Source organism: Gillisella vitis, from assembly GCF_021559775.1.
Lineage (GTDB): Bacteria > Pseudomonadota > Alphaproteobacteria > Rhizobiales > Rhizobiaceae > Allorhizobium > Allorhizobium ampelinum.
On sequence record NZ_CP056050.1, the window covers coordinates 137,463 to 157,120 of the forward strand.

General features: G+C 59.3%; 21 protein-coding genes. 18 read left to right on the plus strand and 3 right to left on the minus strand.

Annotation, left to right across the window (positions count from 1 at the left end):
• Positions 1-61 precede the first annotated feature (61 nt).
• The 18 genes from AVCG78_RS24835 to AVCG78_RS24915 all read left to right on the plus strand — a co-directional run bounded on the left by AVCG78_RS24835 (position 62) and on the right by AVCG78_RS24915 (position 16,256).
• Complete coding sequence (locus AVCG78_RS24835; protein WP_071584681.1) at positions 62-1,009, plus strand: ABC transporter permease; 948 nt, start codon at positions 62-64, stop codon at positions 1,007-1,009.
• On the plus strand, positions 1,002-1,826 hold the full coding sequence (locus tag AVCG78_RS24840; RefSeq protein ID WP_071584682.1) for an ABC transporter permease: 825 nt from the start codon (positions 1,002-1,004) through the stop codon (positions 1,824-1,826). Before AVCG78_RS24835 ends, AVCG78_RS24840 begins: the two co-directional genes overlap by 8 nt.
• A 10-nt stretch (positions 1,827-1,836) precedes the next feature.
• On the plus strand, positions 1,837-3,471 hold the full coding sequence (locus AVCG78_RS24845) for an ATP-binding cassette domain-containing protein (protein WP_071584683.1): 1,635 nt from the start codon (positions 1,837-1,839) through the stop codon (positions 3,469-3,471).
• Positions 3,472-3,493: 22 nt separating this feature from the next.
• Complete coding sequence (locus tag AVCG78_RS24850; protein WP_071584684.1) at positions 3,494-4,714, plus strand: M20 family metallopeptidase; 1,221 nt, start codon at positions 3,494-3,496, stop codon at positions 4,712-4,714.
• 2 nt (positions 4,715-4,716) lie between these two features.
• Positions 4,717-5,844 carry a M24 family metallopeptidase gene (locus tag AVCG78_RS24855; protein WP_071584685.1) on the plus strand — a complete coding sequence of 376 codons (1,128 nt, stop codon included), beginning with the start codon at positions 4,717-4,719 and terminating at the stop codon, positions 5,842-5,844.
• 173 nt (positions 5,845-6,017) lie between these two features.
• A complete protein-coding gene (locus tag AVCG78_RS24860) occupies positions 6,018-8,063 on the plus strand; it encodes a response regulator (RefSeq protein ID WP_071584686.1) in 2,046 nt (681 codons plus the stop codon).
• A 135-nt stretch (positions 8,064-8,198) separates the two neighbouring features.
• Positions 8,199-9,146, plus strand: coding sequence for a PAS domain-containing protein (locus tag AVCG78_RS24865; protein ID WP_197433215.1), 948 nt, complete (start codon positions 8,199-8,201; stop codon positions 9,144-9,146).
• Positions 9,147-9,307: 161 nt separating this feature from the next.
• Complete coding sequence (locus tag AVCG78_RS24870) at positions 9,308-9,757, plus strand: DUF421 domain-containing protein (protein ID WP_071584688.1); 450 nt, start codon at positions 9,308-9,310, stop codon at positions 9,755-9,757.
• A 207-nt stretch (positions 9,758-9,964) separates the two neighbouring features.
• Entirely contained in the window at positions 9,965-10,507 is a 543-nt protein-coding gene (locus AVCG78_RS24875) for a hypothetical protein (RefSeq protein ID WP_071584689.1), read from the plus strand.
• On the plus strand, positions 10,500-10,916 hold the full coding sequence (locus AVCG78_RS24880; protein WP_071584690.1) for a phage holin family protein: 417 nt from the start codon (positions 10,500-10,502) through the stop codon (positions 10,914-10,916). The genes AVCG78_RS24875 and AVCG78_RS24880 overlap by 8 nt, the downstream gene beginning before the upstream one ends.
• A complete protein-coding gene (locus AVCG78_RS24885) occupies positions 10,916-11,890 on the plus strand; it encodes a DUF3618 domain-containing protein (protein WP_071584691.1) in 975 nt (324 codons plus the stop codon). The genes AVCG78_RS24880 and AVCG78_RS24885 overlap by 1 nt, the downstream gene beginning before the upstream one ends.
• 216 nt (positions 11,891-12,106) lie before the next feature.
• A complete protein-coding gene (locus AVCG78_RS24890; protein WP_071584692.1) occupies positions 12,107-12,724 on the plus strand; it encodes a flavodoxin family protein in 618 nt (205 codons plus the stop codon).
• Between the two features lie 5 nt (positions 12,725-12,729).
• Entirely contained in the window at positions 12,730-13,401 is a 672-nt protein-coding gene (locus tag AVCG78_RS24895; RefSeq protein ID WP_234618172.1) for an alpha/beta fold hydrolase, read from the plus strand.
• Entirely contained in the window at positions 13,398-13,604 is a 207-nt protein-coding gene (locus AVCG78_RS24900; RefSeq protein WP_234618171.1) for an alpha/beta fold hydrolase, read from the plus strand. The genes AVCG78_RS24895 and AVCG78_RS24900 overlap by 4 nt, the downstream gene beginning before the upstream one ends.
• Before the next feature lie 56 nt (positions 13,605-13,660).
• Positions 13,661-14,515: an alpha/beta fold hydrolase gene (locus tag AVCG78_RS24905; RefSeq protein ID WP_071584693.1), complete on the plus strand. Its 855-nt coding sequence runs from the start codon at positions 13,661-13,663 to the stop codon at positions 14,513-14,515.
• A 141-nt stretch (positions 14,516-14,656) separates the two neighbouring features.
• Entirely contained in the window at positions 14,657-15,472 is an 816-nt protein-coding gene (locus AVCG78_RS27260) for an alpha/beta hydrolase (protein ID WP_197433214.1), read from the plus strand.
• On the plus strand, positions 15,439-15,717 hold the full coding sequence (locus tag AVCG78_RS27265; protein ID WP_197433213.1) for an alpha/beta hydrolase fold domain-containing protein: 279 nt from the start codon (positions 15,439-15,441) through the stop codon (positions 15,715-15,717). Before AVCG78_RS27260 ends, AVCG78_RS27265 begins: the two co-directional genes overlap by 34 nt.
• Positions 15,718-15,728: 11 nt before the next feature.
• Positions 15,729-16,256 (plus strand): DUF4142 domain-containing protein, encoded by a 528-nt coding sequence (locus tag AVCG78_RS24915; protein ID WP_071584694.1) that lies wholly within the window; start codon positions 15,729-15,731, stop codon positions 16,254-16,256.
• 44 nt (positions 16,257-16,300) lie between these two features.
• Here the strand turns inward: AVCG78_RS24915 and AVCG78_RS24920 are convergent, their stop codons facing one another.
• The 3 genes from AVCG78_RS24920 to AVCG78_RS24930 all read right to left on the minus strand — a co-directional run bounded on the left by AVCG78_RS24920 (position 16,301) and on the right by AVCG78_RS24930 (position 19,656).
• On the minus strand, positions 16,301-17,665 hold the full coding sequence (locus AVCG78_RS24920; RefSeq protein ID WP_234796121.1) for a carboxylesterase/lipase family protein: 1,365 nt from the start codon (positions 17,663-17,665) through the stop codon (positions 16,301-16,303).
• Positions 17,666-17,933: 268 nt separating this feature from the next.
• Complete coding sequence (locus AVCG78_RS24925) at positions 17,934-18,992, minus strand: 4-oxalomesaconate tautomerase (RefSeq protein ID WP_071584695.1); 1,059 nt, start codon at positions 18,990-18,992, stop codon at positions 17,934-17,936.
• Entirely contained in the window at positions 18,985-19,656 is a 672-nt protein-coding gene (locus tag AVCG78_RS24930; protein WP_071584696.1) for a 4-carboxy-4-hydroxy-2-oxoadipate aldolase/oxaloacetate decarboxylase, read from the minus strand. Before AVCG78_RS24930 ends, AVCG78_RS24925 begins: the two co-directional genes overlap by 8 nt.
• Positions 19,657-19,658: the final 2 nt, after the last annotated feature.

Here is a 19,658-nt window from a genome sequence, read left to right on the forward strand (position 1 = left end):
TACCAAACCACCGGACGCGGCAACTGCCGCGTCCGGCCCTCTCTTGAACCAAGGAACACTCGTGTCCCCGAATTACCTGCTCAAACGATTGCTGATGATCTTCTACACGCTGTTTGTCGTGTCGCTGATCGTGTTTGCGATCACGCAAGTCCTGCCGGCCGATGCCGCCGTGATGATGCTCGGCGAACATGCAACGCCCGAAGCGCTCGATGCGCTGCGCCAGACGATGGGTCTCAATTCGCCCGTCTGGGTGCAATACGGGCACTGGCTCTGGGCTTTGCTGCATGGTGATTTCGGCACCTCGTTGCGCACCGGTCAGCCGATCGGGCCTGCCATGTTCAGCGCGCTCGGGCGTTCCCTGCTTCTCGCCTTCCTTTCGATCGGACTGATGCTGATCCTGGCGATCCCGCTCGGCATTATCGCCGCCGTCCGGCGGGGCAAGATCGCGGATATCGTCGTCAGCCTCGTTTCCTATCTCGGCGTCGCCCTGCCGGAATTCGTCACTGCCACGGTTGCCGTCCTGGTTCTGGCCGACTGGCTGAAATGGCTGCCGCCGACCGGTTATGTGCCGCTGACCGAGGACTTTTTCGGGGCGATCGCCCATCTCGTCCTGCCGGTCTGCGTCATCTCGGTAATCCTCATCGCCCACGTCTCGCGCATGGTGCGCTCTGAGTTGGTGGACGTTCTGCATACCGATTACATCCGCGCCGCCCGGTTGAAGGGCATGTCGCGCGGCACGGTCCTGCGCCGGCATGCGCTGCGCAACGCGCTTCTGCCGACGATCACCATCGTCGCGCTGGATGTCGGTTATCTTCTGGGCGGTGTCATCGTCGTCGAGGAAATCTTCGCCATTCCGGGCATCGGCCGCGAGTTGATTGTCGCCATCCAGGCCCGCGACCTGCCGGCCATCCAGGCGGGCGTGCTGATCATGGCCGCCACCTATTCCATCGTCAATTTCATCGCCGACATGCTCTACGCGGTGCTCGACAAGAGAATCCAGTATGATTGAGTTCTTGAAACGTCTCCTGCGCACGCCGCAGGGCGCCATCGGCCTCTTCGTGGTCCTGCTGGTTCTGCTGATCGTCGTCTTCGGGCCGATGGTTGCCCCCAACGATCCCGACAAGATGGCGCCACTCGCCCGCTACAAGGCGCCGAGCCTCACTTTTCTGCTTGGCACCGACCAATATGGCCGCGACATCTTCAGCCGCCTGCTGATCGGTGCCCGCGCCACCGTCGTCATGGCGGTGCTGGCGACGATCGTCGGAACCCTGGTCGGCGCCTTCATCGGCACGACCTCGGCTTTTCTCGGTGGCCGCGCAGACGAATTCATCATGCGCACCATCGATGCGGTCATGTCGATCCCGAGCCTGCTGTTCGCGCTGCTCGTCGTCAACCTGCTTGGCTCCAGCACGATCAACGCGCTCGTGGCCGTGGCGATCGCCTTTGCGCCCGGCATGGCCCGCATCACCCGAAGCGTGGCGCTTTCGGTGCGCAAGCAGGATTACGTCAACGCGGCGATGGCCCGTGGCGAAAGCTCGGCTTTCATCATCCGCCGCGAAATGCTGCCGAATGTCGTAGCCCCAATCATCGTCGAGATGACCATCCGCATTTCCTTCGCGATCATTCTGTTTGCCACGCTTTCCTTCCTTGGCCTCGGCGCCCAGCCGCCGGCTGCGGAATGGGGCCTGATGGTCTCGGAAGCCCGCCGCTACATGCACCTTTCGGCCGGCATCCTGATCTGGCCGAGCGTTGCGATCGCGATTGCCTCGATCGGTTTCAACCTGCTCGGTGACGGGCTGCGCGATGCGCTCAACCCACGCACATGAGGCAGGCACGATGACCAGTACTCCAGATATGCCCGTCCTCGACGTCAGGAACTACAGCCTCGATTACGAGACGGCGAACGGCACGTTTCATGCGCTGAAAGGGCTCAACCTTTCGATCTTGCGCGGCGAAATCCTTGGCCTCGTCGGCGAATCCGGTTCCGGCAAGACATCGCTCGCGTGGTCGATCATGCGTTACCTATCGAAGAACGCCCGTGAGGTTAGCGGCGAGATCATGCTTGGCGCCAAAAACCTGCTGACCATGTCGGATGCCGAGGTCGAGATGATGCGCGGCCAGCGGATCAGCATGGTGTTTCAGGATCCGAGCACGTCGCTCAACCCGACGCTGTCGCTCGGGACCCAGCTTTCCGAAGTTCTGGTTCGCCACCGTGGCCTCACACGCAGACAGGCTTGGGCGGAAGGCGAGGCAATGCTTGCCCGCGTCGGCCTCAAAACGCCGGCCGACATGATGCGTCGTATGCCGCACGAGGCTTCGGGTGGTGAAAAGCAACGCGTCGTCATCGCCTCGGCCTTCGCCTGCAATCCCGAATGCATCATCTTCGATGAGCCGACGACGGCGCTCGATGTCATTACCTCGCGCCAGATTCTTGACCTTTTCGTCGAATTGCAGGCCGAGACGGGTGTTGCCTCGCTTTATATCTCGCACGATCTGGCGCTCGTCTCGCGCACCGCAAGCCGGGTGGCCGTCATCCGTCGCGGCGAGATCGTCGAGCAGGGACCGGTGCGGGAGATTTTCGCCAATCCGCGTGAAGAATACACCCGCGAGCTTTGCGCCGCAGTTCCGAACCCGTCGCGGCGGCTGGTCGCGGACAGTGTTGCAAAAACCGATGGCAAGCCGCTGGTCTGGGTGGAAAATGTCAGCGTTCATTATGGCCGCAAGCCGTTGCTGGCCTCGCTCACCGGCAAGGCGTTTACGCGGGTCAAGGGCAACAATGCGGTGACGCTCGGCGTCAGCGAGGGCGAGATCCTTGGTATCGTCGGCGAATCCGGCTCGGGCAAGTCGACGCTTGCCAAGGCGATGACCGGGCTCAACCCGTTCGAGGGCAAGATCTGGTTCGACGGCCGGCCGATCACCGGCCTTGCCGACATGGACACATCTTACCGGAAGGATGTGCAGATCATCTTCCAGCATCCGGATGCCTCGCTCAATCCGCGCCACAAGATCGGCGAGATCCTGTCGCGGCCGTTGAAACTCTACGGTTCCGGCGGCAATATCGCCGAACAAGTCGGCGACATGCTGGAAAAGGTGCGTCTGCCGCGCACCCATGCGGATCGTTACCCGCACCAGCTTTCCGGCGGCGAGAAGCAGCGTGTGGCGATTGCCCGCGCCTTCGCCTCCAAGCCACGGCTGGTCATCTGCGACGAAATCACCTCGGCGCTCGATGTCTCCGTCCAGGCCTCGATCGTCGAGTTGCTGCTCGATCTGCAGAAGGCCGGCAACACGGCCTGCCTGTTCATCACCCACGATCTCAACCTCATCCGCCAGATCGCCCACCGGATCGCCGTCATGTATCGCGGCGATCTGATCGAGATCGCCCCGGCCACCGAGATCGAGAGCCCGGGACGGGCCGAATATACCCGCCGCCTTATTGCAGCCGTCCCCCTTCCGGCCGGCACGCAAGTTTGATTTTGAGCATAGGAGCATGACAATGGACCCGAAGTCCCTGGTGGATCGGATCGACGAAAAGGCCTGCCTCGATTTCCTGTCGAAGATGGTCCAGCACAAGAGCCATTCGGAAACCGAAGGCGAGAAGGATCTCGCCCGCTGGATGGCTGCAGAGCTTGAAAAGATCGGCGTCGAAGCCGAGCTTCAGGCGTTTGACGAAGGCCGCCGCTTCAACACGATCGGCCGCCTCAGGGGGCAGGGCGGCGGTAAAAGCCTGCTGTTCAACGGCCATCTCGACACCAACCCGGTCACCGAAGGCTGGACGGTCGATCCTTATGCCGGCCTGGTCGATGACAAGTTCATCTACGGCATCGGCGTTTCGAACATGAAGGCCGGCGATGCGGCCTATTTCTGCGCCGTGAAGACGCTGGTCGATGCCGGCGTCAAGCTGAAGGGCGATGTCGTTTTGACCTTCGTGGTCGGCGAACTGCAGGGCGGCGTCGGTACGCTGGCTGCGATCCGCAGCGGCGTGAAGGCCGACTATTTCATCAACAGCGAGCCGAGCGACCTCGTTGCCGTCACCATGCATGCAGCAGCCCTCAGCTATGTCATCGAACTGACCGGCGATACCCGCCACCTCTCCAAGCGCGAAGAGTCGGTCGATGCGATCGCGGCGGCCTGCGACATCATCCCGCGCATCAACGCCATGACCTTCAGCGGCGCTCGCAGCGATGTGCATCGCTCGATCAACCGAGGCCATGTCGGTGTCGTGCATGGCGCGCTCGGTCGCGACCTTGCGGAATGGCGTCCGCCGCAGGTGGCCGATTTCGTCCGCCTCAAGGGTTCCTGCCGTTATGCGCCGGGCCAGACCCAGGAAGGCGTGCTTGCCGATCTCGATCGCGAATTGCGCGCACTCGAAGAAAGGTTCCCGGGCCTGAAGGCGAAGCTCGTTCCCGAACAGATCGAAGGCCGGCCGCTGATGCCGCCCTTCGAAGTCTCGCCGGATAGCCGCATCGTCAAGTCGATCAATGCCGCTTATGAAACCGTGCGCGGCGAAAAGCAGCCGACCGGCGCGATTACCCCGACCCGTTTCTACGGTACGGATGCCGGCCATCTCTACCATGAGCTTGGCATGGAAGGCATCGTCTGCGGTCCGGGTGGCCGTTACAACACCATGCCGGACGAGCGCGTCGACATCGTGGATTTCCTCGACATGATCCGCGTCTACATGCTGACCATTCTCGATATCTGCGAAGTGGCCTGATCATGTTTGCGGCGGCGGAATATCAGCGGCGACTGGCCAAGGCGCAGGCGGCGATGGAAACCGCCGCCGTTGATCTCCTGCTGATCGACAGCGGCGAACTGCTCGCCTGGGCGACCGGTTATACCGTGTCGGAAACCATGTATCGCGCGGCCTTTTTGCCGCGCGAGGGCGAGGCCTGGTTCACGCTGCGCGCATTGGACGAAGCGCCCTGCCGCGAGAAGAGCTGGATTTCCGACGTCACCGGTTTCAGGGATACCGAGGATGCCGTTGCGGCGGTGGCGGCAAGCATCGTCGCGCATGGCTTCGGCAATGCGCGGATCGGCCTCGATACCCGGTCCTACAGCATGAATGCCGAGACTTGTGCGCGGCTCGGGGAGTTATTGCCTGAGGCCTGGCTCGTGCCGATGCCCGGCCTCAGCGACAGCCTACGCTGGGTCAAATCCGACGCGGAAATTGCCGTGCTGCGGCAGGCTTCCGAGATTGCCGACAAGGCGATGCTGGCGATCGCGCAGCAGGCAAAGCCCGGCATGACCACCCGCGATGCGGCGGCGATCGCATCTGGCGTCTTTTTGCGGGAAGGGGCTGATACCGGCGAAGTCGGGCCAATCGTCAAGGCAGCCGGCAGCCATGAATTCCTGCATGGCGTCTTCAAGACCGAGACGATCGGCGCGGGCGACATCCTGCATTGCGAGCTGATCCCGCGTGTCGGAAATTATGGCGCTCGCATGATGCGGCCAGTCATGGTCGGCACGCCGTCGGCTGAGCTTGCGGCAACGGCCGAAAGGCTGGTCGCGCTGCAGGATCGTCAGGTTGCAGCGATGAAGCCGGGCACTCTGGCCCGCGATGTGGATGCGATCATGCGGCAAGGCGCGCTCGATGCGGGTCTGCGGCCGGATTATGAAAACGTCACTGCCTACACGCTCGGCCTTTACACCCGCACGCCGCGCACCAGCGATTTTTCCCGGGTTCTCCTGCCCACGTCCGATTGGGGTCTCGAGGAGGGAATGGTCTTTCATCTTTATGCCACCGCCCAAGGCCTTGGGTTCAGCGAGACCGTGGTTGTAGGGAAAGACTGCGGGCTCCGCCTGACAACATGCCAGAGGCAGATTCTGCAACCGACAATCTTGTGAAAGTTGCAACGAGGGGTCTTAAGTTCACATCCATTCAAGGCGAAAGATCTACTTTCAATAGGTCTCCGGTTGCGCGAAACGCTGACGGATTAATGCTGAATTTCTGCGCTATTCTCTGCTTGCCGCAGCGGAATTACAGCCTATTTTAGCGACCGATAAACCTGAGGTTCGCTTTGATCAAGGCACGTCCCGCAATTCTGCTGCTCTGCGCGGCCCTCATTCCGGTGCTTGTGCTCGCGACCGTTATGGCCTGGTTCGTTATCCGCGAGCGACAAGTGGCACTTGTTGACGCGCTGCAGGATAGAGCGAGGCTCATTGCGGCCGCCGTCCAACGTGACCTTCAAACTCAGATCCAGCTTCTTTCCATTATTGCCGAGTCTCCCAGATTCGATCTGCCCGTCGCCAGATCTAGCTTCGCCGAGACGGCGCGCCGGCTTCAGGCCAGAGCGCCTCAATGGGAGCAAATCAGGGTTAGTGACGACGACGGTGATGTCGTCTTGTCATACCCTCCGCTGTCGGCATCGGCATCAAGGAAAGTAGTTGACCGAGAGAGCCACGAACGGGTGCTCACATCGGGTGCCGGACTGGTCGGCAACGTTGTCGTTGGTTCCGGAGGAAAACCTGCTTTCCCCATACGCGTGCCGATCCAACGCAATGAACAGACGAAAGCCGTATTGTCAGCGGTTATCCGGCCCGAAATGATTGCGTCGATCCTGAAGGACAGCGGACTACCGCCGGCGTGGTCGGCATGGGTGGTTGATGGCCAGGACCGGCTCGTTGCGGCAACGGTCACTTCTGACCTTGAAGCCAAGCCCGCAACCGACTTTGGTCATGCCATTGAAGGCGAGCGGTTCGAGTTGTTTGACGGATCAAGCGTTCAGACCGCTGCTGCACCTCTCTTAGGTATACCTTGGCGGGTAAGGGTTGGGCTGCCCTCAGTGGACTACATGCGACCGGCCGAACAGGCCGTGCTGCTGCTCGTAGTGGCCAGCGCCCTGATCGTTCTGCTATGCGCGTCGGCAGCCTTCCTAGCTTACCGCGAGTTGCAAGCGCGAACGGCCGGCCGAGAAAGCATGGCGAACTGGCAGCGAATGGATGCACTCGGAAAGCTGACCGGGCAGGCAGCCCATGACTTCAATAATCTCCTGATGGTTTTCCAGTCTGGCGTCGAGGGAATAGAACGACGCAGGAATGATGAGGAGCGCGTGACACGGCTCCTTGGCCATATGAGAGAAGGACTGATGAGAGGAAAATCCATCACTCGCCGGCTCCTGTCCTTTGCTCGACGATCCAATCAGGGCGCTGAACACACCGAACTTAACGCTAAATTCCAGGAAATGACGCCACTCCTTAAGCAAGCGCTGAACGACAGCATTGTGTTGGAAACAAACCTGCCGGTCGATCTCTGGGCGATCCATGTTGATCCGGTCGGCCTAGAGATAGCACTAATTAATCTTCTGACCAATTCTCGTGAGGCGATGCCCGATGGGGGAACTGTGACTGTAACTGCCCGCAACGTCCCTGAAGGATCGTTTGAGGACAAGCGAGTTCATGGCCCGGTCGTCGCAATTACGGTCGTCGATACCGGAAGCGGGATCTCATCTGCCAACCTGGAGCGGATGTTCGAGCCCTTCTTCACGACAAAGTCAAACGGAGGACCGGGTCTCGGCCTGACGCAGGTTCATGGTTTTGCCACAAGCTTTGGCGGTGTCGTCAGGGGTGCAAGTCTGCCGGGCCGCGGAAGCGCGATCACGCTCTTGCTGCCAAAGTCGAATGTCCCAAGCCAGGTTGTCGACAGCTCCTTGCATCCTGATCTTCCAAAATGCATCCTGATTGTGGACGATACACCGGCCTCCCTGGAGTCTGCGCGCCTTGCATTGGACGGGCTGATAGCCGAGGTCATTATGGCGTCAAGCGGAGCGGAAGCTCTCCATGTGCTGCAGCGCAAGCCGGAGATAGATGCGGTTATCAGCGATATCATGATGCCCGGTATGTCCGGCATCGAGTTGGCGGAGGAAATTGCCCGCCAGAAGCCCGGACTTCCCGTGGTGTTGATGACCGGTTACAGCGACAAGCTGGAAGCTGGAGCAGCTGTGTCGTGGCCAGTCCTCAACAAGCCGTTCGCATTGAAGGATCTTGCCGCCGGCCTGATCAGCGCGCGATCTTCGGTCCCGGATCTGACGAATGTCGTCCGCCTGGATCAATCGACAAGATCTTGAGCGCAAGATGATGATCTACTCACCCATCCAGTACCCAACGGGGGTTAGCGTTGAGAGGTGGCGGGTCGTCCCCTGTTACATTAGAACGTCAAGCAGAATGTGCATGTGGCCGCTGCTCGCGGCCGTGGGGGACGCGTGAACGATATAGATAAAAACCTTTTCGACGAAGCCTCCGATGACAGAACGCCGCCGAGCTTCTTGGTGGGGGGCGGCGCGTCAGGCAAATTGATCCGATCGCGGAATTGGGCAGAGACACCATTTGGTGATCCGGAAACCTGGCCGCAGAGTTTGCGTTCGGCCGTCAGCATCTGTCTCGGGACCAACTTCCCGATCGCCATCTACTGGGGACCGGAACTGGCCCTTCTCTACAACGATGCCTGGAGCGACATCCCAGGGGAAAAGCACCCTTGGGCACTCGGCCGCCCTGGACGCGAAGTCTGGCCAGAAATCTGGGATACAATCGGACCGCTGTTCGAAAAGGTGCTTTCCACCGGGGAGGGCGTCTGGCAGCAAGATCAGCTGCTTCCAATGCACCGGCACGGTTATACGGAAGAGTGCTACTTCAATTTTACCTTTAGCCCAATCCGTGGTGAAAACGGCGGGTCAGAGGGTATATTCAACGCGGTAGTCGAAACCACGTTTCAAGTGATCGGAGAACGGCGCGAGCGAGCGCTGCGCGAACTTGCCGAACATCTGGCCACGGCGCGATCTGAACAGGACGTGCTCTCCGCTGCCTTGTCGATGCTGGGGTCAAAGGTCGAGGATGTCCCATTTTGCGCGCTCTTCATGGCGGCTGATGACGGATCGACTCAGCGCCTGGTCGGAACCGCCGGTTCGGAAGTCGACGGCAACAAACTCCTGCCCTTGGGCAATTCAACTGATCCAAGGCCTTTTGTAGTCGAAGACCTCGCCGAAGTGCTCGGTCGTAAAACCCCTAGTCAGGCCTGGCCGGAGCCAGTTGACCGTGCCCTCGCAGTTCCGTTTGGTACTGTCGTGAGACTTACTCAGTCGAGCTTTCACCATCCTTTGCAGAGACGTTTCAGATCGAGGATATTCAGCCATTGCCAGCACGGACGACGATAGGTGTCCGAGGCCAGATGTTGACGTTCGAAAGCCCCGGTCGAGACGGCGGATCCATCAAACTTCATATAAGAGCGCAAAGCGTTGGTATGGCATCCTATGAGATGTCGGTAAACGGCGCGCCCCCACGCCACTCTCCACCATTATTCTTCCCTGAGGCTAACATGGAAACCGTGATCCGCGGCGCTGCCATCTATTTCGTCCTGCTTATCGCGTTGCGGCTGTCAGGACGACGGACCGTGGCGCAGATGACGCCATTCGACCTCGTTCTACTGCTTATCATCGCTGAAACAACCCAGCAGGCTCTGCTTGGCGACGACTTCTCTCTGACAACCGCAACTTTGCTGATCATCGTTTTGTTCGGCGTCGACATTGGTTTGTCTTATGTGAAAGAATGGGCACCGGGCTTGGCACGCTACCTGGATGGCGCGCCTACTGTTCTTATCTCGGATGGGACGCCCGATCTGCGGGCCTTCGCGAGGGCACGGGTGAGCTTGGACGACGTGCTGACAACCGCACGTCAAGAGCAAGGTCTGGAACGTATGGAGCAGATAAAGTCTGCCGTGCTGGAGGCCGACGGGAAAGTCAGTATCATACCTCGTGAGAAAGGCTAATCGCCAGACTGAAAGCCGGTGCCCGCGCCGCAGCCTTGCCTTAGATGGTGCAACAGCCCGCACCAATGCACTCTGAATTACAGATTAGACACCTCGCAATGTTGTATTGGACCATTTAGCCGCGACCATCAGTGTTTTTTGAGGAACAATCGGATTTCCCTTGGGTTGAGATGGCTCCAGCAACCAGCCAATCCTTGGGAGGGTCTCATGATTAATCATGGAGAAAATGCATCCGGGTCAACGACCGCGGATCTGAAGCAAAAGGTTAGCGAAGATATCCACTCGGTGTCAGATTTTGCCAGCCGGGAAGCAACAGTCGCGTCGGAAAAGGTCAAAGACGCTGCGACGGACCAGAAGAACATCCTCGCCAACAAACTCGGCGGCGTTGCCGACGCTTTGGAGAAAGTAGCCGCCGAACTGGAAACCGGAGACAATCGGGACATTGGCAAACTCACGCGAAATCTCGGAGCCAATCTCCGCGATGCCTCTGAAAGCATCGAAGACCGCAGCCTGAGCGAGATTGCTGGAATGGCCGAGGACTTCGGCCGCAAACAGCCGCTCGCATTCTTAAGCATGGCCGCCATTGCCGGCCTTGCAGCCAGCCGTTTCTTGACATCTTCAGCGCCCAAGTCGGGCGGATCGCAGGTCCGTGCGACTGAGTCTACCACCCAGCTGCCGTCGTCCAGAGCTCCGTCGACCTCCGTAGCACCCACTAGCCTCACTGGCACGGAGGGCCGCAGCCATGACTAATCCGACCGATAGCCGATCCCTTCCAGAGCTGGTCACCGGCTTGGTTGGCGACATATCCGGTCTCTTCCGAAAAGAGATCGAGCTCGCAAAAACGGAAGCGTCTGAAAAGATGTCCCACGCTTTGACGGGCGTGGAAGCCTTTGCTGCGGGCATCGTTCTGGCCATCTGCGCCGTAGGCGTACTGTTGGCGGCATTGGTCAAAGGTCTCACGGCGCTCTTGGTGTCTCAGGGAATGACTGAGCCAAATGCTGATGCGCTGTCGTCTGTCGTCGTCGGCGTTGTCGTCGCACTGATCGCCTGGGGTCTTGCATCACGTGGACTGAAGGCCCTGAAGGGCGAAAATCTCAAGCTTGAGCGCACATCCGCCTCGTTGCAGCGCGATGCTCAGATTGTAAAGGACAGAACCTAATGGCTTACACGTCAGAAAATTCCCGATCTGCAGAAATCGAGCAGGAAATTGCCCAAGATCGGCAGCGCATCGAAGAACGGCTCGACGCAATCCAGCAGCGTATGTCGCCGGGCCAACTCGTCGACGAAGCCCTCGCCTACGTGAAATCAAGCGGTGGCGGCGAGTATGCCTCGAATTTTGGATCTGCCGTAAAAAACAACCCCATCCCGCTTGCCCTCATGGGTGTGAGCCTCGCATGGCTGATGGCCGGACCAAAGACCAGCTTGGCATCTTATGCCCAAAGCTCGGACGAGACCTACCCGCTCGCGACCGCCAATGGTAGTCTCCGACGTATCGGTCCGCCGGATGCAGAAGGCGACGTTCATTACAGCCACTTCAGTGATGCCGGCGGTAGCCGCTTCAAGGCCTTGACGGACAAGACTGGCCGTCGCGCGGGCCACTTTATTGATGCCAGCGGGAAAACCTACCGCGGATTTGCTGATGCCACGGGTCGTCAGATCCATGATATTCGTGATGAGGCGGGAAACCTTTTTGACGAAGCTTCAGGTTGGGTATCGAGCACCTGGCAGTCGATCACCGGCTCGGTCGGTAAGGCCAAGCAGCAGCTGTCTAGTCCCGGTAGCAGTGCAACGGATATGCGCTCGCAGTTGAATGACGCCGTGCTGAAGCACTTCAAGGATCAGCCTCTTGTCGGCGGCGCGCTGGCATTTGCGCTCGGCGCGGCGATTGGAGCGGCGCTTCCTCATACGCAAACGGAAGACGAGGCTCTCGGCGAGACCTCTGATCGGCTGAAGGATTCCGTTTCTGCAGAGGTGTCCAAAACAGTTGATAAACTCGGCGAAGCAGCGTCGGAAGCTTACGAGAAAGCCGTAACTGTCGCCGCCGACGTTCACGACGCCGCCCGGGACAGGATTGCGGCGGAAACGAGTGGAGCTGGCTCTGCCGAGCGTCCAAACAACCCCGAAGACCGCTAAAAATTGTGGCCTGCTCCGCATTTGTGCCGGGCAGGCCCAACTGCGTGAACGATCGTCTCAACAAAACTTCGCAATATCGGCCGGCGTTTTTCAGGGTTCTCGAGTTGAAAGGAACCAACCGCCATCCGCAATTCTTGAACAGTAGGCACCCACGTCAAAGCTACATACGTCGCAAACTTGGTCTGAGCCGAATAATCCCCTCTACATGGAGTTCACATGGCCCTCAAAGTTCTCGCCTTGAATGGCACTCTCAAAACGTCGTCTTCATCTGAAAACTCATCGACAGCAAAACTGCTCGAACTGATCGCCGACGAATTCAAGAAATTCGATGCGACGACGGAGACCGTCTGGCTCGCCGATCACGACATCAAGCCGGGAGTCACGTCGGAGGAGGGCGAAGGCGATGCCTGGCCAGCCATTCGCACCAAGATCCTTGAAGCAGACATCCTGTTGCTGGGTACGCCGATCTGGCTCGGGCAGCCAGGCAGCGTCGCAAAACGTGCGCTTGAAAGAATGGATGCCTTTCTTGAGGAGACAGATGATCAAGGTAGGATGGTCTCATACGGCAAAGTCGCCGCTGTGGCAGTGGTCGGCAACGAGGACGGCGCCCATCATGTGTCGGCGGAGGTCTTCCAGGCATTAAACGACGTCGGCTTTACCATTCCGGCAAATGCCGTTGCCTACTGGGTAGGTGAGGCCATGGGTTCGACCAACTTCGTTGACTTGCCGCAGCCGCCTGAAACGGTCACGACGATGGTGTCTATGCTGGCCAGAAACACGGCACACCTGGCGGCCCTCCTCAAGGCGAACGAGTATCCCGGCGAAGAGAAGTAGAACCGATGTCACATCTCGACACGGAAGAGCTCAGGATCCACTTTTCCGAATACGGCAAAAAAAATGGGAAGGCCGTGCTTCTGCTGCACGGCTGGCCTGACGACGCCACCACATGGGATGAGGTCGTTCATTATCTTGAGGATCGCAACGTTCGGCTGATCGTGCCAACGCTGAGAGGGTTCGGCGAAACCGAATTCAAATCTGCAACCGCACCGCGCACGGCCAATCCTGGCATTCTCGCAATGGACGCCATCGCTCTCATGGACGGTCTGGGTATCGAGACTTTCTCGGCTGTCGGACACGATTGGGGGTCGAACATTGCGGAATCGCTGGCGATCGGTTGGCCGGATCGCGTCGAGCGTATTGCGCTTCTCTCGTCGATACCGAGGCTAGGCGGTATGCCGACACCGCCTTTCTGGCATGCGCAACTGGACTGGTATCACTGGTTCATGGCCACGAAGCGTGGCGCCGCAGCAATCGAGAAAGATCGTAAGGCTTTCACCCGTTTGCATTGGCAAAACTGGCACCGGATGGATGGTTTGACGACGCAACGTTTGAACAGGTTTCTCAATCGTTCTTCAATCCCGACTGGCTGGCGGTTACTCTCCACAGCTATCGGTCGCGCTGGGACGAGGCTGAGCCTGACCCGCGCAGTCAGTGGCTGGAAGACAAGGTGAAGTTGACCAAGACGTTGCCGCTCCCTGCAACCTATATCCAGGGAGCAGAAGACGGCGTAAATCCGCCCGGGGTGTCTGAAAACGTCCACGAGAAATTCACCGGAGCGTTTGAGCGCATCTTGCTTCAAAATGTCGGTCATTTTCCCCAACGGGAAGATCCGGATGCCGTCGCCCGCAACCTCACTGTTTTTCTGGAGCTGTGATTTGCGCGTGAACGTCCACCGGGCTGACCGTCTTATTGGGATCAGGCTACCATTAGATGTTTGACGGATTCCAGCTGATGACGGTTGAGACATCGTTTGGCCACGTTCGCTTGCGGACCGGGGGACGTGGCCCCACGCTCGTCCTTTTGCACGGGCATCCTCGGACCCACATGACATGGGGTCAAGTGGCCGATCTGCTAGCGCCGTCCTACACGGTTGTCTGCCCCGATTTGCCGGGTTTCGGCGGTTCGTACATCCCCGAGGACACACCGGACAGCTCTGGGTCATCGAAACGGCAGAAAGCTGTTGCCATGGTCGAGGTCATGCGAAAGCTTGGCCATGAGCGTTTTTCAGTCGTCGGGCACGATCGTGGAAGTTACACCGCATTTCGGATGGCGATGGACCATCCGGCCCAAGTGCAGAAATTGATTGTGGTCGATTGCCTGCCTATCATTGAGCACCTCGAGCGGGCGGATTGGAAGTTTGCCCGCGACTGGTATCACTGGTTCTTCTTCGCACAGGCAGAGACGCCCGAACGTGTCATCTGCGCCGACCCGATCAGTTGGTATAATGGACTTTCTCCGGACCTCATGGGGGAAGCTGCCTATGAGGATGTGGTTCAGGCAATCAACACCCCCGGTGTCATCCATGGGATGATCGAAGACTATCGTGCTGGCCTTCGCGTGGATCATTTTCACGATCGCGCCGATCGGGATGCCGGGCGGAGAGTTCAGTGCCCGGTACTTTGCCTTTGGTCGCTCGACGATGATCTCGAGCAAATTTACGGTAACCCGTTAGACATCTGGCAGCATTGGGCCAAAGACCTTCGCGGCTTCGGCATCCAGGCGGGCCACCACATTGCGGAGGAAAACCCTCGCGATCTGGCAAAGGCAATCAGCGCGTTCCTGTAGTGAAGAACATTCAGCGAAGAATAGGACTGCGGACGGACCTGGAACCGCAACAGTGCGGCCGACATCATCGAGTTTGCCAGCTTAACCCAGGAACAAATGTCCGAAGGCAAGGTTAAACATCCAGTTAACCGGAGAGCCTCGATGAAATCCAAGATCTTGTTTGCGTTTACCGTGGCGAGTGTATTCGCGACGTTGCCACTTCCCACGTCCTTCGCCCAAGAGATGGCTAAGCCCACAACCGAGATGCAAGCCGTCCTAGACAAGCTAGCGGCACTCGGCGCAAAGCCGTTTTCAACGCTATCCGTTCCGGAAGCTCGCATCCAAGCAAGTCCTGCGGATGCGGCCCATGCGGTTCAATGGGACAAACGCATCTCGTCCAACCCTGAAGCCCAGGTCACCACCAAAGATATCATGATCCCTTCTGCAGAAGGCGGTCTGGCGGCGCGTGTCTACATCCCCGGTGGAGCAGGGCCGTTTCCGGTAGTCGTCTATTACCATGGCGGCGGCTGGGTGGTTGCCGACGTCAACGTCTATGACGGCGCGCCCCGTGCCCTAGCTATGGGTGCCAACGCCATCGTCGTTTCGGTCGAATATCGCCACGCTCCGGAGCACAAGTTCCCGGCCGCTCATAACGATGCGTGGACGGCATATAAGTGGGCAGTCGAAAACATCCATGAGCTGAACGGCAATTCCGACAAGATCGCCGTCGCCGGAGAAAGCGCCGGCGGGAATTTGGCGGCGAACGTCGCCCTGATGGCCAAGGAGATGAAGACAAAGCAGCCCCTCCATCAACTCCTCGTCTATCCTGTCGCAGGCAGCGACATGGACACGCCATCCTACAAAGAAAATGCCAACGCCAAGCCACTCGGCAAGGCCGACATGGAGTGGTTTGTCAAGAACACCACTTCGTCCATGGCCTGTCCATGGACCAGGCCAAGGACCCACGTCTCAACCTGAACGGACGTTCAGATCTGGCCGGCGTTGCTCCGGCGACCGTGATCCTCGCCCAGATCGATCCGCTGCGCTCGGATGGGGAGACTTATGCCGGCAAGCTGAAGGAGGCGGGGGTACCTGTCGATATGAAGGTTTTCAACGGCGTCACCCACGAGTTTTTCGGCATGGGTAAAGTGGTGCCCGAAGCTAAGCAGGCTCTTGATCTGGCCGTCGCCGATCTAACCGCAGCCTTCAATAAAGCCAAGTAAGGAGAGCCGATATGAACAAATTGATTTCCGCCTCGCTCCTGTCGCTCTCTCTGTTCACGTCGACCGCGGCGCTGGCAGCCATGCCCGCCAGCGCCGACAAGGCAGCTGCCGCGATGAATGTCGACAAGGCCTCGTTCTTGAAGGTCGTTACCAGTTCCAATGCTTTCGAGATCGAATCGAGCAAACTGGCCGAGCAAAAGGCCAAGGACGCGGACGTAAAGGAGTTCGCCAAGCAGATGATTGCCGACCACACCATGGCAGCCGATGAGCTGAAGAAGGCGGCGATGCTCGGCGACGAGCCCCCGATGCTGTCTCCTAAGCATGCCGCCATGTTGGAGATCTTGAAAGGTGCCTCCGAGCAAGACTTCCAACCGCTCTACATCGACATGCAGGCTTCTGCCCATAGAGAAGCGGTGACCCTGTTTGCGACTTATTCAAAGGGCGGTGACGATCCGGCGGTAAAGGCGTTCGCGGCAAAGACGCTGCCCAAGCTAGAGATGCACAAAATGCATGTGACGAAGCTCGTCGCTGCCCACTGATCGTAAGATCCAAAGCCCGGTTCCCGCAGCCGGGCTTTCTCGTTTCAGAACCTATTCGAGGAGACACCATGAAACCCCGTCTGCTTCAGGTCGAGATCCCGGATGGCGCCCGGCCGGAAATAGGTGTCGATGAAAAATGCGTCGCCAAGCTTCTTTTCCGGATAGGCAGCAGCAAATGCCTTTCCGACGGCATCGGCCTTGTCGCCGAAACGCTGTTTCAGCTTCTCCAGCGCTTTGGCCTTGTCCCAGTCGTTCTTGTTGTCGGCCAGAAGATCGGCCGACTTGTTGCGGATCACAGTCTCGAACTCGTTGAGCGTATTGCCGACCATCAGCGGAATGTCGTGCGCCTGATCGACCCAGCTCGTGCCGACGGGGTTTTGCGGAATAAAATCGCCATCCTCGACCGGCGCATAGCGGGCATCCTTTGCGCCTTGCGCCGTCGCGTCCTTGATCGCCTTGTCGGAGGCGGCCAGGAGCTTGTAGTAGTCGACCGTTGCCAGTTTGTCGGCCTCGTCCGGCTTGAGGCCGAGATTTGCAAGCGTAAGCTCCGCCACCTTGCGGGCGGAGACCTGGTCGGTGACCGAATCCACACGAGAGCCGCTCTGCACGATGGCCTTTTCGAACAGGCCCTTGGCCGAAGGCGTGCCCATCAGCGCCCGCACCTTGTAGCCGCCACCGGACTGGCCGAAAATCGTGACGTTCTCAGGATCGCCGCCGAAAGCGGCGATATTCTCGTTGACCCATTTCAGTGCGGCGACCAAATCGCTGACCCCGGCATTTCCGGAAGTCTTGTACTTGCCGCCATAGGCTGAAAGATCGAGAAAACCCAGCACGTTGAGTCGGTGATTGAGCGTCACCACGACGACATCGCCGGACTTGCTGAGATTGTTACCGTCGTAAGAGGTCAGCTCGATGCCCGAACCGTTGGTGAAACCACCGCCATGGATCCACACCATGACCGGCCGCTTCTTCTTGTCCTTGATGCTCGGCGTCCAGACGTTGAGAAACTGGCAACTTTCACTCATCGGCATGTAGCGATGCGGATTGAAGAGCTCGTCTCCCGCAACGCTGGTCATCTGTGGTATGAAGCAATTCTCGCCATAGCTCACCGCCGGGCGGGCACCCTTCCAGGGATTGACCTCCTGGGCCGGCATGAAGCGTTCGGCCTGTGCATAGGGCACCCCGAGATAGCTGTAGATCCCGCCGTCAAAGGCGCCGATCAACTTGCCCTTGTTCGTTTCCACGAGCGTCTTGCTCGCGGATGCCACGAAATCGTCGGCACGCACCTCCTGCGGTCGGCTTGCTATTAACATTATCGCGGCCGACGCGGCCAAAAGAAACGCTTGCCGGTACTCCGGCCGAAAGTAATGCTGCAGCATCAGGTCTCCTCCCATGATCTCAACATTCAACTGTTCGCTACGTTGGCCCCTCCCAAGGAACGAACGTCCGTACAAAACTGGCCTTATGGATATGTCCTCAAGGCCATCTTACCTCACGACTTGATGCAAATCGGGCAGGTTGATGACTAATCCTCGCCTCTCGAAGTCCAATTTTGATGGTTTGCCACGATGTGTCCAATCAGGATTTTTCGCACCTTGGCATTTGCTTTCCCAATGAATACGCGCCTGAATCAGATGCCCAATGTTTGTCGCCCTGCCCATTTTCCGTATTCCTGGATCATCCCGCCGGGAAGACGCGTCCGTCGAACAGCATACGCGCCGTTCGAATGGTGCCGGCTCCTCTGATGGAACCGTCCTGATCGAGATCGAGAAAGACTTCCATATCGCCGGTCGGATGCTCGATACGGTAGCGTCCGTCGCTCGGTCTATCGACCAATTCATACGCCGGAGAGCCGGCAAGCCGTGTCGCCGTCGCAACCGTGACGGCCGCCAGGACGCCAACGGATGCATGCACGCGATGCGGAATGAAGCTGCGGGTGCTGATCGCGCCGCCTTGTCTGGCCGCGGAAACGAGCGTCATCTTGGGAACTGATGCCGCCTCGACATCGCCGAGGTTCATAAGCGGCCCTGCCTTGAGTCGAATGGCCTCGATACGGTCCCTAAGAGCCGCATTCGTCTCGATCTCCTCGCGCGTCTCCTCTCCGGACAGCTCGAAATCGGATGCACGCATGATGACGCAGGGCATGCCATTGTCGATCAGCGTCGCTTCGATGCCATCGATCAGATCGACCTCGTTTCCGGTCGGTAGGAGCGCGCCGCACATCGATCCGGCAATATTGGTGAACAGCAGTGGCACCGCGGCATGGCTTCCCGGCACACCTGCAATCACGGCGTCGCCCTTGTAGTTCACCTTGCCCGAAGGGGTCTCGACCTGCGCCACGGCGACCTCCCCCGAATTCACCATATGGATGCGGACCGGCGTCACATCGCCCGCCACCGCCACAAGGCCGCGCTCGATCGCCGCTGGACCGACACCGGCCAAGATATTCCCGCATCCCTGCTTGTCACTGACGAGGGCCTGATCGACGAAGACCTGCAGAAAGAGATAGTCGACATCCGCATCCGTGCGGCTGGAAGGCGACAAGACCGCCACTTTCGAGGTCAAAGGATCAGCACCGCCGATGCCGTCGATCTGCCTCGGGTCAGGAGACCCCATGACCCGCAGCAGCAAGGCGTCGCGCTCTCCAGGATCGGCCGGCAGATGCTGGGCCAGGAAATAGGCGCCTTTGGATGTGCCTCCCCGCATCCAGAGGCAGGGAATGCCGTCCTCATACATATTTGAGGCCCTTTTCTTCCAACCTGCCGCGCATGTCGTAGATGTCGAGGCCAAGTTCACCGGCGGCAAGCCGCTTGCGCTTGGCATCCTCGTTGGCAACACGTTTATCTGCGGCGGTGGCCACCGCCTCGGCCTCTGCCCGCTTGACGACGCAGACGCCGTCGTCGTCGGCCACAATGATGTCACCTGCCTCGATTGCCGCGTTGGCGCAGACAATCGGGATGTTGACGGAGCCGAGCGTTTCCTTGACCGTTCCTTGGGCGGACACGGCCTTCGACCAGACAGGGAACCCCATCTGCGTCAGATCAACGATATCACGCACGCCGGCATCAATGATGAGGCCCTTGCAGCCTCGCGCGATTGCCGAGGTCGCCAGAAGATCGCCGAAATAGCCGTCCTCGCAAGGGGAGGTCGGCGCCAGAACGAGGATATCGCCGTCGCGGATCTGCTCGATCGCCACATGGATCATCCAGTTGTCCCCCGGAGGGGCCGAAATGGTGATCGCCGATCCGGCGATCTGCGCGCCGGACCAGATCGGCCGCATATGGCTTGCCAACATGCCCCGGCGCCCCTGCGCCTCGTGCACGGTCGCAACGCCCGCCTTGGCCAGTCGCTCGACTACCTCGGCGCTGGCGCGCTCGATGTTCTGGATCACAACGCCCATGG

Bases quoted from the DNA above. Each gene is read 5' to 3' on its own strand.
- AVCG78_RS24885 (WP_071584691.1), top strand. From the start codon at position 10,916: ATGGCTTACACGTCAGAAAATTCCCGATCTGCAGAAATCGAGCAGGAA.
- AVCG78_RS27265 (WP_197433213.1), top strand. From the start codon at position 15,439: ATGGACCAGGCCAAGGACCCACGTCTCAACCTGAACGGACGTTCAGAT.
- AVCG78_RS24880 (WP_071584690.1), top strand. From the start codon at position 10,500: ATGACTAATCCGACCGATAGCCGATCCCTTCCAGAGCTGGTCACCGGC.
- AVCG78_RS24930 (WP_071584696.1), bottom strand. From the start codon at position 19,656: ATGGGCGTTGTGATCCAGAACATCGAGCGCGCCAGCGCCGAGGTAGTC.
- AVCG78_RS27260 (WP_197433214.1), top strand. From the start codon at position 14,657: ATGAAATCCAAGATCTTGTTTGCGTTTACCGTGGCGAGTGTATTCGCG.
- AVCG78_RS24870 (WP_071584688.1), top strand. From the start codon at position 9,308: ATGGAAACCGTGATCCGCGGCGCTGCCATCTATTTCGTCCTGCTTATC.
- AVCG78_RS24890 (WP_071584692.1), top strand. From the start codon at position 12,107: ATGGCCCTCAAAGTTCTCGCCTTGAATGGCACTCTCAAAACGTCGTCT.
- AVCG78_RS24850 (WP_071584684.1), top strand. From the start codon at position 3,494: ATGGACCCGAAGTCCCTGGTGGATCGGATCGACGAAAAGGCCTGCCTC.
- AVCG78_RS24845 (WP_071584683.1), top strand. From the start codon at position 1,837: ATGACCAGTACTCCAGATATGCCCGTCCTCGACGTCAGGAACTACAGC.
- AVCG78_RS24905 (WP_071584693.1), top strand. From the start codon at position 13,661: ATGTTTGACGGATTCCAGCTGATGACGGTTGAGACATCGTTTGGCCAC.
- AVCG78_RS24895 (WP_234618172.1), top strand. From the start codon at position 12,730: ATGTCACATCTCGACACGGAAGAGCTCAGGATCCACTTTTCCGAATAC.
- AVCG78_RS24855 (WP_071584685.1), top strand. From the start codon at position 4,717: ATGTTTGCGGCGGCGGAATATCAGCGGCGACTGGCCAAGGCGCAGGCG.
- AVCG78_RS24875 (WP_071584689.1), top strand. From the start codon at position 9,965: ATGATTAATCATGGAGAAAATGCATCCGGGTCAACGACCGCGGATCTG.
- AVCG78_RS24925 (WP_071584695.1), bottom strand. From the start codon at position 18,992: ATGTATGAGGACGGCATTCCCTGCCTCTGGATGCGGGGAGGCACATCC.
- AVCG78_RS24915 (WP_071584694.1), top strand. From the start codon at position 15,729: ATGAACAAATTGATTTCCGCCTCGCTCCTGTCGCTCTCTCTGTTCACG.
- AVCG78_RS24840 (WP_071584682.1), top strand. From the start codon at position 1,002: ATGATTGAGTTCTTGAAACGTCTCCTGCGCACGCCGCAGGGCGCCATC.